The following is a 14,820-nucleotide window of genomic DNA, read 5'->3' on the forward strand; positions in this document are numbered from 1 at the left end:
TGATAATATTGTTTTAGCGCGCTCTCATGATTTACGACCAGTCTGAGTTTGATTTGCGTTATTCATGTGGACTTTAGGTAATATATAATACTAAATATTTTGGGTTAAGGGAACTTAAGGAGGGATTTTTACCCAATCCCCAGTACCCAGTAGCTTGATTTTTATGCTCAAATAAAATTAGAGAACCAAAGCAAATTAGAACTTTTTTGGCAGATTTGTTAAAGAACGTAACAAAAATTAGATTTTGTCTCCGCCCTGAAAGAGTATGTACTTCTGAAAATACAGGGGTTGAGGCTAGAAAATCTACATACTTCTTAATAAATCACCAGCGTCAACGCAAAACGTTCTAATCTAAAAGCTGACTGGGTTAATTTTACTGGCAGTTTTGAAGGCGTTATTTGTAAATCATAGGTACACCCATGTGTCAAGCCTCAAAGCGACCCAGACTTAACACATAAATTATTATGATGGGAGTTTTACAAATCAGATGAGTGTTAAGGCGAGTGGTGGAAGCTCGGTTGCGCGCCCGCAACTATATCAAACCCTAGCTGTGGCAACAATCACCCAAGCGGAACAGCAAGACCGCTTTTTAGGTAGGGGTGAACTAGATGAACTAGCAAGCTATTTTGCATCTGGTGCAAAACGTCTAGAAATTGCCCAACTTCTCACAGAAAATTCCGAGATTATTGTTTCTCGTGCTGCTAACCGGATTTTTGTTGGTGGCTCACCAATGGCTTTCTTGGAAAAGCCGAGAGAGCCAGAACTGGCGATGGCTGCTGTTGGTGGTGGTGGTGATGTCAGAGAAAGCATGAAGTTGGGAACTGTCACCTATGTGGAAACGCGTGGTGGATTCCTAGAAAACTTGCGCTCTATCTTTAATACATCTCCCAGTGGCCCAACCCCTCCAGGGTTTAGACCAATCAACATTGCTCGTTACGGCCCAAGCAACATGGCCAAGAGCTTGCGGGACTTGTCCTGGTTCTTGCGCTATGCTACTTATGCGATCGTGGCTGGTGACCCTAACATCATTGTGGTGAACACAAGAGGTTTGCGGGAAATTATTGAAAATGCTTGCTCTGGTGAAGCAACCATTGTTGCTTTGCAAGAAATCAAAGCTGCATCACTTTCTTATTTCCGTAAAGATCCTGAAGCCGCAGAGATTGTGTCTCAATACATGGATGTGTTGATCACAGAATTCAAAGCACCTACACCATCCAATAAGCTGCGTCAACGCCCTTCCGGTGACCAACAAGGCTTACAACTACCTCAAATTTACTTCAGTGCGGCTGAAAGAAGACCCAAGTTTGTCATGAAAACTGGGTTATCAGCTACAGAAAAAAATGAAGTAATCAAAGCAGCTTATAGACAAATCTTTGAGCGCGATATTACCCGTGCTTACAGCTTGTCAATCTCTGATCTGGAATCGAAAGTTAAGAACGGCGACATATCCATGAAGGAGTTCGTCCGTCGTTTAGCAAAATCTCCTCTTTACCAAAAACAGTTTTACCAACCTTTTATTAACAGCCGCGTTATCGAACTAGCTTTCCGTCACATTTTGGGACGGGGGCCAAGTAGCCGTGAAGAAGTTCAAAAATATTTCTCGATTATTTCTAACGGCGGCCTACCAGCGTTAGTAGATGCTTTGGTAGATTCTGCGGAATACAGCGACTACTTTGGCGAAGAGACAGTACCTTACCTACGTGGTTTAGGTCAAGAAGCTCAAGAGTGTCGTAACTGGGGACCACAGCAAGACCTGTTTAACTACAGTGCGCCTTTCCGTAAAGTACCTCAGTTTATTACCACATTTGCGGCTTACGATCGCCCACTACCAGATCAACACCCATACGGTTCTGGTAATGACCCATTAGAAATTCAGTTTGGGGCGATTTTCCCGAAAGAAACTCGTAACCCTAGCACCAGTCCCGCGCCTTTTGGTAAGGACACCAGACGGATCTTGATTCACCAAGGGCCTGGAATTAACAACCAAGTTAGTAACCCCAGCGCACGGGGTCTAGCTCCTGGTTCTCTTGGGCCTAAGGTGTTCAAGTTAGATCAACTACCTGGAACTATCGGTAAGAAAGCCGCTAAGGGTGCAAGTGTCAAGTTCTCCGAAAGCTCAACCCAAGCGGTAATTAAAGCCACTTACTTGCAAGTTTTCGGTCGGGATGTGTACGAAGGTCAACGGCTGAAAGTCCAAGAAATTAAGCTGGAAAACGGCGAAATTTCTGTCAGAGACTTTGTTAGAGCCTTGGCTAAATCGGATCTATTCCGTAAGCTTTACTGGACACCTTTCTATGTTTGTAAAGCGATCGAATATATCCACCGTCGCTTATTAGGTCGTCCTACCTACGGTCGTCAAGAAAACAACAAGTACTTCGATATCGCCTCTAAGAAGGGCTTATACGCTGTAGTTGATGCCATTCTGGACAGCCTAGAGTATACCGAAACCTTCGGCGAAGATACAGTTCCTTACGAACGCTATCTAACTCCGGCTGGTGTAGCACTGAGACAGTTACGGGTTGGTACTATCCGGGAAGATGTGGCGAATGTTGAAAAACAAGAAACGCCTCGTTTTGTAGAACTGGGTACAGTCAAGGAAAATCGGACTCAACCAGATATCGATTTCCGGATCAACCAAGGTGTTACCAAGCAGCGTGAACAAACCAAGGTGTTCAAGCGGGTAGCTGGTATCAAGGATAAAGCTGCGATCAAAACTTTGATTAGTGCGGCTTATCGGCAAATTTTTGAGCGTGATATTGCACCATACATTGCTCAGAACGAATTTTCAGGCTGGGAAAGCAAACTGGGTAACGGTGAAATCACTGTAAAAGAATTCATTGAAGGTTTGGGTTACTCTAACCTCTATCTGAAGGAATTTTACACACCATACCCCAACACCAAAGTAATCGAGTTGGGAACTAAGCACTTCCTGGGTCGCGCACCAATTGACCAAGCAGAAATCCGCAAGTATAACCAAATTTTGGCTACCCAAGGGATTCGGGCTTTTATTAACGCTTTGGTAAATAGTCAGGAGTACAACGAGGTATTTGGCGAAGATACAGTACCTTACAGACGCTTCCCAACCTTACCTGCGGCGAACTTCCCCAATACCCAAAAGCTGTATAACCAACTCACCAAACAAAATAATGATGTGGTTATCCCCAGCTTTAAGCCTGTACAAGCGCGGATACAGTCTGATAAGACCCCAATTTTAGCGAAGGCGATCGCAGATTTAGCAGCCCAAGCCAAACAAATGGACAAGAGTAAGCCTCTGTTCATCGAATTGGGTCGCTCTTACAACGATGGTCGCGGACAGTCTGTAGAAGTGGGTGTGGGTACAACTCGCCGTAAGCCAGCACGTATTTACCGCCTGACCAATGGTATCGGCCAAGCAGAAAAACAATTGGTAATTAACGCGATTTACCGTCAAGTACTAGACGTATTTAGCGGACAAGTACCCGACTATTACCGCCGCACAGAACTAGATAGCAAACTACGGAATGGTGAAATTTCTGTACGGGAATTCGTGCGGGAAATAGCTAGTTCCGAAATCTATCGCAAGCGTTTCTACACACCTTACCCCAACACCAAGGTAATTGAATTCTTATTCCGTCACCTGTTGGGACGTGCGCCAGCAACTCAAGGCGAAATTCGTCAGTACAACAAGCTGCTAGCTGATAACGGTTTGCGTGCTGCTGTAGAAGCAATTGTCGATAGCCCAGAATATAGCCGCTACTTTGGTGAAGATGTGGTTCCTTATCCACGCTTCCCATCACTACCCGCAGGTAACTACCTGGGTAGCGTCCAAGCAGCAGCTGACTTGGTGAAACAATCTTGGTCTAGCTTGTCGCCATCCACCCTTACAGGTAGACCAGGCGATCGCTAATTTTTAGGACTGGGTACTGGGTACTGGGTACTGGGAAAGAATTTTTCCTATACCCAGTCTCAGTTTAGGAACTGGGGATTAGGGACTGGGGATTAGGGATTGGGAAAGAATTTTCCTATACCCAGTCCCCGGTACCCAATCCCTAGTATTGCTGTGACTATTGTTGAGATCGCAGTAAATCTGAAACAAATATTACAAACTGTTAAGAGCAGTCATAAATGCTCAACAGAATGCCGGAGAATATTTTGCGGAAGGTCACTGAGTTTTAAAGCTTGTGTAGTTGTATTAACTCAAGCGAACTTGTATTGTAGTCACAATAGCAGTCACTTCTTTTACTGCTGTGTCTACAAGGCGAGAGTTAATTCTCAGTCACCCAAATTTAAAATCGCACCAGTTTAATCAAATTCTGGTTTCATTTCGTACTGGAGGAATCCATTAATGAGTATCGTCACGAAGTCCATCGTGAATGCTGATGCAGAAGCCCGCTACCTCAGCCCTGGCGAATTAGATCGGATCAAGAGCTTCGTCGCTGGTGGCCAACAACGCCTCCGCATTGCTCAAGCTTTGACCGACAACCGCGAACGTTTGGTTAAGCAAGCTGGCGACCAATTGTTCCAAAAGCGCCCTGATGTTGTTTCTCCTGGTGGTAACGCTTACGGTCAAGAAATGACAGCTACCTGTCTGCGTGACCTAGACTACTACCTCCGTCTTGTTACCTACGGAATTGTTGCTGGCGACGTTACTCCTATTGAAGAAATTGGCGTAATCGGTGTTCGTGAAATGTACAAGTCCCTCGGCACTCCTATCGAGGCAGTTGGTGAAGGTGTACGTGCATTGAAAAATGCTGCTTCCACCCTTCTGTCTGCTGAAGATGCTGCTGAAGCTGGCTCTTACTTTGACTACGTAGTAGGTGCGTTGCAGTAGGGTGCAGCTGTTTCCCTGCTGAAACTGGAATATTGCAATAAGGTTGGAAATAAGGAACTAACAACATGGCTCAAGATGCAATCACCGCCGTCATTAATTCTGCTGACGTGCAAGGTAAGTACCTCGATACCGCAGCTTTAGAAAAGCTCAAAGCTTACTTCTCCACTGGCGAACTGCGCGTACGTGCAGCTACAACAATCAGCGCTAACGCAGCTGCGATTGTTAAAGAAGCTGTAGCTAAATCTTTGTTGTACTCTGATATCACCCGTCCCGGTGGTAATATGTACACAACCCGTCGTTATGCAGCTTGTATCCGTGACTTGGATTACTACCTGCGTTACGCTACCTACGCTATGCTAGCTGGCGATCCTTCCATCCTAGATGAGCGTGTATTGAACGGTTTGAAAGAAACCTACAACTCCTTGGGTGTACCCGTTGGCGCTACTGTACAAGCTATCCAAGCTATCAAAGAAGTAACCGCTAGCTTAGTTGGTGCTGATGCTGGTAAAGAAATGGGTATCTACCTAGACTATATCTCCTCTGGCTTGAGCTAGAAGCTTTTTCGCACTTAGTTATTTTAAGTGCGGCTTGATGAAGGTCTGGAAATCAATCGTGAGTGCTAGGACGTTCTATTGCTTACATTGATGAGTATTAGCGGTCTGGTATTGATGCTTGATTTCCAGCCTTGGAATGATTAATTAATTAATTTGCGCTCAAGATTTTTTGAGATAAAGAATTTTTCCAAAATACTGATAGGAGATTTCAAATTATGTCCCGTTTGTTTAAAATTACAGCGCTTGTTCCTAGCCTCAGCAGAACCCGTACCCAACGCGAACTACAAAACACCTACTTTACCAAGTTGGTTCCTTATGAAAACTGGTTCCGCGAACAACAGCGCATTCAAAAAGCAGGGGGCAAAATTATCAAAGTGGAACTCGCAACTGGTAAGCAAGGTACTAATGCTGGGTTGCAGTAATTCCTATAGGCCGAAAATTATTATAGTTAAGTTATGAGAGGGGTCTGTTTAGACCTCTTTTTTCATTCTCTGTGTCTGTTTTGAGAGGAGTTTTGAAACGCGGAGGGGCGCAGAGGTTTAACTTAATTAAGTGAGGCTTGGTTTATGAATTTCTCCTCAGCACGACAATATTTTTATCAAGAGATTCAGCAATCTGAGGTGGATATTGACCTAGCCAGGGCAGCTTTGTATATTGCCAAGGAAGAATATCCCAAACTGGATGTAGAAGAATATCTGAACGCACTCGATACAATGGCAATGGAAGTTGAGGAACGCTTGCCATCCTCACGGTATCCGTTACGGGTGATTCAAGGCATTAATGAGTATTTGTATGACGATTTAGGATTTCTGGGGAATCAAAAAGATTATTACGACCCACGCAATAGTTTCTTCAATGAGGTAATTGACCGTCGAGTGGGTATTCCGATTACTTTAGCCCTCGTTTATCTGGAGATTGCCCAAAGGATTGATTTTCCTATGGAGGGTGTGGGATTACCGGGACATTTCCTCATCCGTCCAGCTATCTCGGATATGGAGATTTTTGTGGATGCGTTTAATCGTGGCGAGGTGATGTTTGCACAAGATTGTCAAGACAAGCTAAATCAAATGTTTAAAGAATCGGTAAATTTGCGACCGGAATTTTTAGCTAGAGTCAGCAAGCGGCAGTTTTTGGCAAGAATGTTAACTAATCTCAAATATATTTATCTGAGACAGCAACAATTAGAAAAGAGCTTAGGTGTAGTTGAGAGAATTTTATTACTGTTTCCTGAGACAACTTCAGAATTGCGCGATCGCGGTTTACTCTACTACCAACTAGGTCATTATCCGCAGGCTACCAATGACTTAGAATTGTACCTAGCCAATGTCCCCAACGCCGAAGATGCAGCCACTATTAGGCGATTGTTGGGGGAGTTAGGGAGATGAAAGGGAAAACTATTAACTATTTATTTTGAATTTTGTTAGCGCAGCCTTGCCGTAGGTTATTTTGAATTTTGTAGCTTGCTTCCCGTAGGGTATTTTGAATTGATTCATTGACTTTCCGCTACCCGTTTGAGGCGACGGAGTTGCGCCTGCATATCTTGTTTCGTCCAGGCGGCCGCGAATGTATTGAAGCCCCAACTAACTAGGGGATTAGGGATGTCAAATTCAAAGCGGTTGATTAGTTGAGTTCCCTGTTCTATGGGTTGACATTCCCAGCGATCGCTTCCTTGAAAAAATCCCTGAAATGTCCACACTACTAACCCTGGTTGGCGTTCGGACACGACGGTGTTTAAAGTAGGTTGAAGTAGAGGAATTTGAATGATAAAGCGGCTTTTACTACCGATGTCTGTACTCCACGTTTCACCCACAGGTTCACAGCGCAGGACAGGGTTTAGCCAACGGTGCATGAGGGTTAAATCAGTAATACAGCGTTCTACGGTACTGGCTGTAGCGTTAATTTGAATCGATTGTTCTAAAACCTGGGACATGATCGTAACTCTTAATTAAGGCATATAGAAAAATTCTTGGCATGAGGCGTTTCTAATACTTTACCCGACAGGGTGAGACAAGACATTTTTTCCTTATATGCTTAATTCTGTTGCTGCACTACTTAGATTAACCCGATGTTACTTGACTTCGCTATTGTCTGCATCATCCTGGTTGCGAGAGTCTCTAGATTGCTTGTGAGATTTCAATGACCCAAAACTGTAAGCCATCGCTATTTTCACAATGTCAAAATATGCTGGATGATTTTCTTTGTTGACGATCGCCAGAGATATCGACCCTGCAACTAAGATGACTAAAATTGGTGAGAGTGTATCCCCTTTGAAGTTGTTGTTGTTTGTCATAACCTAACCTCCTAGTAGTTTGAAACCTTTGGCTGGTGGAATGTAGCCAAAGGTAGGGAATTATGGCGCAAAATTAACTCCAAGACTCAAATATCATGGCGATCGCCAGTAAACAAAAAAGTGAAATTGCCACTCTGGCAATCCAAATCCATGTATCTGGCGATCGCAGTAGCATCAGTACGGGGACAACTGTAAAGGTGTGTGAGATGACGAAGGCGATCGCCATACCCACCAGCATTAACAGAAAATATTTCACCCCTCTACCAGCCCAAAGTAAAATCACATTTTGTTTGTTGTCGAAATTCGATTTCATGATCATTCCTCCGATGTAGAACAAACCTAAGCAAAAAGCCGGTCAGTGCTGAATCACACTACCGGCTTGTAAACTTCTCATTTATCAAAAGCCAAATGTCTTTAGAAACTCCACCTATTTAGTTGCAATCAAGATTCTCACCAAGCTATCAATCTTCCCAACTGTAAAATAGCTATGGCAGATTGAGCAGATTAGGTCTTTTTATTCGCTATCCTCCAAGCTATCCACGTTTCCAGAATTTGGTCGTATATCGTCTGAATTTCCGCCAATTCTTGCTGAGTCAAACCGTAACGATGACTAATGTGGCCAGAAAGTTCGACAATAGTTTCGTATTTACCCTGTTTACTACGAGTCACAAACTCACCATGTTGAGTTGCTGATAGAGTCTCAATTAAGAGAAAGGTCATGTGAGAAAAAACTGGCGGTAAATCAACTGAATAACATTGTGTAGGGAGGATTTTTGGCTGACTTTTGTCTTCCAGTGCCAATTTAGGCGAAGTTTCCCAAGGGTTATCCTCTATCTTTAGCTGCATTCTGAGAGTGTTAGAACCCTTAATGAATTCTGGCAATTGTGAGAAGCTATTCATATTTAGATGCTCCGTGATGTTGATTGTTGAGATTTACACTAATCTGCTTATCTCACATAGATATAGCTTAGGTATAAGATAATCACATCTAATCAAAATTTGCAAGTACTTTAGTGGCATTTTTTTGACCTAAGAGGTTTTTCAACAAAAATAGATGTTTTTATATATATATTTATATCACCAGAGTATATCGATAGGACTTACGCATGAAAACGAAAGATCAAAGGTTTGGACACTTTACACCCCCATACCCTTACCCCCGGTTTCAATTCAACAGACAACATGGGTACCTAAGTCTCAATCACAAAAATTCATCCCCAAGGATAAAACGGGGAATTATAGATAAGGATTTTTACCTAGTGTGAGTGGCTTAAATGCCTTGGCACCACTAGTAGCAAACATTTATTGTGTAGTTATTGTGAAATGTGTATAAATACCCTTTCCCGAACCCAGTGACTGTGTTATAAGAAGTTATCTCACATACTGATAACTAAGTGAATATATTGTGTGGAGCCAAGATGAAATGATGATTGCTGCTGATGTGTTTCAGCTTCCAGAAGATTTCATCACAGGAGTAGCAACCAAATATGGTGTTACAAAAACAGAGCTTGATGCCTTAGTTTTGGCATTACACGATCACTCTGGTGCTGAGATTGCTGCCAAGCTAGATATTTCTCAACCTGCGGTCAGGAAAAGACTAGGAGAGAGTTACCGCAAATTAGGTATAGAGGGTAAGGGCAACAAAAAAATTAATGGACTGAGGCAAAAGCTATATGAGCAATACCAACTCAGTTATCAACACCCTGTATCCTCATCGGAAGACTGGGGGGAAGCTGTTGATGTGGCTGGGTTTCGGGGACGAAAGGAACCACTTCTAGAATTGGAACAATGGATAGAAGGTAATGGTTCTAATCGTTGTCGCTTAGTCGCAGTCTTGGGAATGGGGGGAATTGGCAAGACTGTATTAGCGGCGATGGGCGCTAAAAAAGTCCAAAAAGAGTTTGATTATTTGATTTGGCGATCGCTCCGCAATGCTCCATCTCTGGGAGATATTCTCACACAACTGCTGCGATTTTTAGCTAATGATAACGAAAATGATTTAACAGACACAGATAACAATAAAATAGTCAGACTTATAGATGTTTTAAGAAAAAAAAGATGTTTGATAATTTTAGATAATGTTGAATCAGTCCTTCGCAGTGGCGAGGGCAAAAATCAAGAATGGGCTGGTGATTATCAACCAGGATATGAAAACTACGGCTATTTATTTAAAAAGGTAGCCGAAGCATCTCATGAAAGTTGCTTGTTATTAACTAGCCGAGAAAAACCCAAAGAGGTAGCAGCATTAGAAGGTAAAAATCTGCCAGTCAAGGTGTTGCAGCTATCAAGTCTCAACTTAGCAGAAGCTAGGGAAATTTTGTTGGATAAGGGGTTTTACTGTACTGATGAACAGTTAGATGAATTAGTCAGAAGATATTCTGGTAATCCTTTAGCCCTCAAGATAGTGGCGACTACAGTTTATGAGTTATTTAGCAATAACATCAGTGAATTTCTAACCCAAATTCACCAGGAAAGTGCTGTATATGGAGATATTCGTACACTTCTAAAACAGCAATTCCAACGACTGTCAGAGTTAGAAAAAAAAGTGATGTATTCCCTGGGAGCTAATCGTGAGTATGTTTCCTTTAGAGAGCTTAAAGATGATTGGCTAACCACGGAATCGCCAATCAAAGTTATGGAAGCTTTGGAGTCTTTATTGCGGCGATCTCTAATCGAGAAGGCTTCGCCTACGCTCATCGAAAAAGCCTCATCCACCCAGGGAGAAAAAGAGGCAGAATCCAGTAAATTTGGACTGGAATCTGTCGTCATGGAATATATCACCGCCAAATTTATCGAAAATTCTCTAGAGGAATTTAGTCAGACAAAAAAACTAGATTTTATTAACACCTATCCCTTGATGAAGGCGCGATCGCTTGATTATATCCGCCAGATTCAAGAAAGATTAATATTAGAACCAGTCAAGCAGAAGTTACTCAATATTTTCGGCACAGAACTAGAACTGCATTTACGCAGAATGCTAGGAACTTTACAAAAAGAACCCCTGCCAAAAAAAGGCTATGCTGCCGGTAACTTGATTAATCTCTTGCGTCAACTGCAACTAGATAAGATTCCAGATGAATCCCCCATCGATTTAAGTGGGCGAGATTTTTCTGGTTTAACCATCTGGCAAGCGTATTTCAAAGAAGTGAAGTTAAAAGAAACCATCTTTGCTAACTCTGACTTAACTGGTTCTGTCTTCACTGAAACTATGTCTAGTGTGGTGTCAGTGAAATTTAGTCCTGATGGTAAATACTTTGCTACAGGTTTGATGAATGGAGAAATTCGCCTATGGCAAACTTCAGATAATAAACAACTGCGTATTTATAAAGGTCATACCGCTTGGGTTTGGGCATTTGCCTTTAGTCCTGATAGTCGAATGTTAGCTAGTGGTAGTGCTGACTCGACAATTAAGCTCTGGGATGTTCACACAGGAGAGTGTCTAAAAACACTGTCAAAAAATACTAACAAAGTCTACTCAGTCGCTTTTAGTCCTGATGGTCGTATCTTAGCCAGTGCCAGTCAAGATCAAACAATTAAACTTTGGGATATAGCCACAGGGAATTGTCAACAAACTCTCATAGGTCATGATGATTGGGTGTGGTCTGTCACCTTTAGTCCAGTCACCGATGATAGACCGTTGTTACTCGCCAGTAGCAGCGCTGATCAGCATATCAAACTGTGGGATGTTGCCACAGGTAAGTGTCTGAAAACTCTCAAAGGTCATACTAGAGAAGTTCACTCTGTTAGCTTTAGTCCCGATGGTCAAACCTTAGCCAGCAGTGGCGAAGACAGCACCGTCAGACTGTGGGATGTGAAAACAGGTCAGTGCTGGCAAATATTTGAGGGACATAGTAAAAAAGTTTATTCTGTACGCTTTAGCCCCGATGGACAAACCCTAGCTAGCTGTGGCGAAGACCGCAGCATCAAACTTTGGGATATTCAACGTGGTGAATGTGTCAATACCCTATGGGGACACTCTAGCCAAGTTTGGGCGATCGCCTTTAGTCCCGACGGACGTACACTAATTAGCTGTAGCGATGACCAAACAGCCAGACTTTGGGATGTCATCACAGGTAATTCCCTTAATATCCTGCGCGGTTATACCCGTGATGTTTATTCAGTCGCCTTTAGTCCAGATAGTCAGATTCTCGCCAGTGGTCGTGATGACTATACCATTGGACTCTGGAACTTAAAGACTGGAGAATGTCACCCCTTACGGGGACATCAAGGACGCATTCGTTCCGTAGCCTTTCATCCCGATGGAAAAATACTCGCCAGTGGTAGCGCAGATAACACCATAAAACTTTGGGATATCAGTGACACTAACCACAGCAAATATATTCGTACACTTACAGGACATACTAACTGGGTGTGGACAGTGGTCTTTAGTCCCGACAAGCACACCCTCGCCAGCAGCAGTGAAGACCGCACCATCCGCCTGTGGGATAAAGATACAGGTGATTGTCTCCAGAAATTAAAGGGACACAGCCATTGGGTATGGACGGTAGCTTTTAGCCCTGATGGCAGGATCTTAGCTAGTGGTAGCGCTGACAGTGAGATTAAAATTTGGGATGTTGCTAGCGGTAAATGTCTTCAAACCTTGACAGATCCTCAGGGCATGATTTGGTCAGTAGCATTTAGTCTTGATGGAACATTACTCGCCAGTGCTAGCGAAGACCAAACAGTCAAGTTATGGAATTTGAAAACAGGTGAATGCGTCCACACCCTCAAAGGACACGAGAAACAGGTTTACTCAGTTGCATTTAGTCCCAATGGACAAATTGCAGCTAGTGGTAGCGAAGATACCACTGTGAAGCTGTGGGACATTAGCACAGGTTCATGTGTTGATACTCTCAAACATGGACATACAGCCGCAATTCGTTCTGTAGCTTTCAGCCCTGATGGCAGATTGCTTGCTAGTGGTAGCGAAGATGAAAAAATTCAACTGTGGGATATGCAAAATTGTAGCCGCCTGAAAACCCTCAAATCTCCTCGCTTGTATGAAAATATGGACATCACCGATATCACAGGTATCACTGACGCTGAAAAAGCTTCTTTGAAAATGTTAGGCGCAGTTGAAGAAAGTTAACTTCACAAAAAAACCAGATCCCAACTTCTTCAAGAAGCCAGGGATCTGAAGCTTTGCAAATGTTACCTTGATGAGAAAAAAATGGTTTATAAATACTTCTATAGATATATGTATGTCGGTGTAGATTTTTGGTTTGTTATTCTTTGATAAACATAATTTCCAGAGTCATATTTTTGAAATCAGAAAATATTAGACTCTTACACAGGTGTGCATTACCACCAATCAAAATCTATAAAGATAGGTGGTGAAAAGTGTTTTTAAATCTCATTAATCCGCCAAATAAATTTATAAAATTCCTTGGTTTTGTACAAGATATGGTAGATACAGAAAAGGTTTTATCACTACCATCATCAATATGGCAACCAATTGATAACCGTTGGAAGTTATCAAAAATTGTTCTGATTGGCGAATATATTAAATATAGAACTTTTAATGGAGCCAACAAAGCTCTGCCCGTACTGGCATCTAGTTTAGTCAATGCTGGGTTTAACCGAGTTCTTCAGCTAGATTTAGAGCGTCCTGACTTGACCATTGATCATGTTTTACATGAGGTAATAAATGCTGATTTAATCATCTTTGCAGGTTGCTTAACTACTCAATGGCAAGAAATTGATGAACATAGCCAAAAAATATTTACAGAACTCAAGAAATATAGACGGGAAAATGTTCCAATTTTAGTTGGTGGCTATGCGACAAAAAGCATCGAAGATATAGCCAGAATTACTCCTTGGATCACAGGATTTTGTGATGGTGAGGGTGAAGAATCAATTGTAGAAATTGCTTATGCAGTTGCCAAAGGGAATTTCTACAGAAACATGAAACATTTACCTGGATTATGTTTCATGAACCAAGATAGGGAATTTTACCGCGTTGCCCCTAACCATAGCCAGCATATTAAGTTTCATCATTCTATTGCCCCTAGAGTTGATAACTTTGACGATATAGACCAAAATTTAGGATTAATCCATATTCCCCAAATTCACAATATGGATATTTTTAAAACTAAAGACGGGAGGCAGCTAAAAACAGCCCAAATGTTTACTCAAAGGGGTTGTCCTTGGGGCTGTGGCTTCTGTAATAAAAGTCAGGAAAACAATCATATTGTGAGATTAAGCGAAACTTCTTTGCGTCAGCAATTGCGGCAATTAAAGCAGCGTGATTATGAAGCAATTTATCTAGATGTTGACACTTTTACCGCCCATACAACCGCAGCCAAAAGGGAAGCGGAGATTCTTCAGCAAGAAGGTTTTATGTGGGGTTCAAATACTAGAATTGACAAAATTGACTATGAACAGATGCGCTATTTAGCAGAGCATAACTGTGTCTATATGTTCTTTGGTGTTGAGCATACTTTACCAGAAGTATCCTTAGCTAATCATAAATTTAATGGCTCGATTCAAAGTCAAATCAAGCAAGCCTTTGATTACCCAGCCAAAATAAAAAAAGCATTTCAAGATATGAATAAAGCTGGATTACCCAGCAGTTATTTTTTGATTTTAGGGCTACCAAAAGCCAAGCTAAATGAAGATAAGACTAAAATTATCGGTTATGAACCCACAACTTTAGAAGATGATCTGACTGCGATTCGCTTTGGCTTAGAAGAATGCCATCCTGACTTTTTAAACTTTAATGTATTGCGATTTATGCCAGGAAGTTTTGCGGCTGATACACCTGGCGATTGCAACTACTCTTGTGTACGTCCTTCGGGGAATAAACCAATTACCGCCGGCTATTTCTTACAACGCGCTGTCCAACACTATGGTTATCCCCAGTCACCAACACACGGAGTTTACCGACTGTGTGAGTCCGTAGGTAGATATCAGCCGATAAGCACCGCAATAAATCCCCAACGGGTTTACAACACGATTTGCTACGCCATGCAATTGATTAACGCCAAAATCGACGCAGGTGGTAAAGCTACAAAGTTATTTATTGACAGAGATTTACTAGCTTTAGGTTTAGTTAGTCAGGATGAACAGGGACGATATGCGATCGCTCCTTTAGAAGATTTTGCCAGAGTTTAGGGGTATAGGGGAAGAAGTAGAGTCTAAATTCTTCCCTCACCCTTACACCCTTC

Annotated in this window: 11 protein-coding genes; 7 read left to right on the forward strand and 4 right to left on the reverse strand. The window is 42.3% G+C overall.

The window, feature by feature from the left end:
• Positions 1–487: 487 nt before the first annotated feature.
• The 5 genes from ACN222_RS00095 (at position 488) to ACN222_RS00115 (ending at position 6,749) form a co-directional block, all read left to right on the forward strand.
• A complete protein-coding gene (locus ACN222_RS00095) occupies positions 488–3,886 on the forward strand; it encodes a phycobilisome rod-core linker polypeptide (protein WP_010994197.1) in 3,399 nt (1,132 codons plus the stop codon).
• A gap of 438 nt (positions 3,887–4,324) precedes the next feature.
• Entirely contained in the window at positions 4,325–4,810 is a 486-nt protein-coding gene (gene apcA, locus ACN222_RS00100; RefSeq protein ID WP_010994198.1) for an allophycocyanin subunit alpha, read from the forward strand.
• Between the two features lie 65 nt (positions 4,811–4,875).
• Positions 4,876–5,364, forward strand: coding sequence for an allophycocyanin subunit beta (gene apcB, locus ACN222_RS00105; protein WP_010994199.1), 489 nt, complete (start codon positions 4,876–4,878; stop codon positions 5,362–5,364).
• Positions 5,365–5,579: 215 nt separating this feature from the next.
• Entirely contained in the window at positions 5,580–5,786 is a 207-nt protein-coding gene (locus tag ACN222_RS00110; protein WP_010994200.1) for a phycobilisome linker polypeptide, read from the forward strand.
• Between the two features lie 144 nt (positions 5,787–5,930).
• Positions 5,931–6,749 carry a SirB1 family protein gene (locus tag ACN222_RS00115; RefSeq protein WP_010994201.1) on the forward strand — a complete coding sequence of 273 codons (819 nt, stop codon included), beginning with the start codon at positions 5,931–5,933 and terminating at the stop codon, positions 6,747–6,749.
• A 104-nt stretch (positions 6,750–6,853) separates the two neighbouring features.
• On the opposite strand, the gene ACN222_RS00120 is transcribed toward ACN222_RS00115, so the two are convergent.
• From ACN222_RS00120 to ACN222_RS00135, 4 genes are all read right to left on the reverse strand, one after another.
• Positions 6,854–7,294, reverse strand: a complete 441-nt coding sequence (locus ACN222_RS00120) for an SRPBCC family protein (RefSeq protein WP_010994202.1) — start codon at positions 7,292–7,294, stop codon at positions 6,854–6,856.
• Between the two features lie 138 nt (positions 7,295–7,432).
• Positions 7,433–7,654 (reverse strand): hypothetical protein, encoded by a 222-nt coding sequence (locus tag ACN222_RS00125; protein ID WP_010994203.1) that lies wholly within the window; start codon positions 7,652–7,654, stop codon positions 7,433–7,435.
• Between the two features lie 73 nt (positions 7,655–7,727).
• Positions 7,728–7,967 (reverse strand): hypothetical protein, encoded by a 240-nt coding sequence (locus ACN222_RS00130; RefSeq protein WP_231865500.1) that lies wholly within the window; start codon positions 7,965–7,967, stop codon positions 7,728–7,730.
• 191 nt (positions 7,968–8,158) lie between these two features.
• Positions 8,159–8,554, reverse strand: coding sequence for a hypothetical protein (locus tag ACN222_RS00135; RefSeq protein ID WP_010994205.1), 396 nt, complete (start codon positions 8,552–8,554; stop codon positions 8,159–8,161).
• Between the two features lie 523 nt (positions 8,555–9,077).
• Here ACN222_RS00135 and ACN222_RS00140 point away from each other — a divergent pair.
• Positions 9,078–12,743, forward strand: a complete 3,666-nt coding sequence (locus ACN222_RS00140; protein ID WP_044522641.1) for an NB-ARC domain-containing protein — start codon at positions 9,078–9,080, stop codon at positions 12,741–12,743.
• A 314-nt stretch (positions 12,744–13,057) separates the two neighbouring features.
• Positions 13,058–14,767: a B12-binding domain-containing radical SAM protein gene (locus ACN222_RS00145; RefSeq protein WP_231865501.1), complete on the forward strand. Its 1,710-nt coding sequence runs from the start codon at positions 13,058–13,060 to the stop codon at positions 14,765–14,767.
• Positions 14,768–14,820 lie beyond the last annotated feature (53 nt).

Origin of the sequence: Anabaena sp. FACHB-595, assembly GCF_048568275.1 — a bacterium.
Classification (GTDB): domain Bacteria; phylum Cyanobacteriota; class Cyanobacteriia; order Cyanobacteriales; family Nostocaceae; genus Trichormus.